Genomic DNA, 1,164 nt, shown 5'->3' on the forward strand with positions numbered 1-1,164 from the left:
AGGTACCTCCATCCTGCGGTTCAAGGCCTACCCCTCGCCTACGCCCCCACCTCCCGGCGTGTCACCAACGTCATGACCCACAACACCTAGCGGCGCGACGGAGATCTCACCTGCCGCGCGTGTACGCCGCGCGCAGGGCGTCTAGGCTCGTACGCGTGACCACCACAGCGCGCATCGCCCTCGCCACCTGTTCCGTCCTCCCGCACCTCGACCCCGACGACGCCCCTCTCGTGGGAGCCCTCGCGACCCGAGGGATCGAGGCCGTGCCGACGGTCTGGGACGACGAGTCGGTCGACTGGTCGGCGTTCGACGCGGTCGTCGTGCGTTCCGCGTGGGACTACGCACCCCGCCGCGACGAGTTCGTCGCATGGGCCGAGCGCGCGGGCCGCGTGCTCAACCCCGCCGCGGTCATCAGCTGGAACACCGACAAGCGCTACCTCAAGGAGCTCGAGGAGCAGGGCGTGCCGGTCATCCCGACGCTCTGGCTCGACCCCAGCCAGAACCTGTCCTCGCGAGCGATCCACACCCGCCTGCCCGCGCAGGGGGACTTCGTCATCAAGCCCGTCGTGAGCGCCGGCGCCAAGGACACGGGCCGCTACCAGTCGGGCGAGGCGCACTCGCGCGGCCTCGCGATCCAGCACGCCAAGAACCTCCTCGTCTCCGGGCGGCAGGTCATGGTCCAGCCCTACGTCCGCAGCGTCGACACCGCGGGGGAGACCGGCCTGATCTTCATCGACGGCGAGTTCTCGCACGCCGTCCGCAAGAACGCGCTCCTCACGGGGCCGCACCGCCCCACCCAGGGCCTGTACAAGCAGGAGGAGATGAGCCGCTTCGAGGCGAGCCCCGAGCAGCTCGCGGTCGCGCAGCAGGCGCTCGCGGTCGCCGCGGGAGCGGTCCCCGGGCAGGAGCCCAACCTGTACGCGCGCGTCGACCTGGTGGGCGGGGACGACGGCGCCCCCATGGTCATCGAGGTCGAGCTCACCGAGCCGTCGCTCTTCTTCTCGCTCGGCAAGGGGGCGCTCGACCGCTTCGCCGACGCGGTGGTCCAGCGGCTCGCGGAGGCACCTGGCGCCTGAGCCTGCACGAGCGTGGCGCGGTGTCGGGCGCGGTGCGCGGCCGACACCGGACGTGATGAAGGGCCGACGAGCGGGTGCTTGTCGGCCC

Annotated in this window: 1 protein-coding gene; it reads left to right on the forward strand. The window is 71.8% G+C overall.

Features of this window, described 5'->3' with window-relative positions:
* The first annotated feature begins 155 nt into the window (after positions 1 to 155).
* Positions 156 to 1,076, forward strand: a complete 921-nt coding sequence (locus H9623_RS13905) for an ATP-grasp domain-containing protein (RefSeq protein WP_193720641.1) — start codon at positions 156 to 158, stop codon at positions 1,074 to 1,076.
* Positions 1,077 to 1,164: the final 88 nt, after the last annotated feature.

It is taken from the genome of Oerskovia douganii, from assembly GCF_015142735.1.
GTDB lineage: Bacteria > Actinomycetota > Actinomycetes > Actinomycetales > Cellulomonadaceae > Oerskovia > Oerskovia douganii.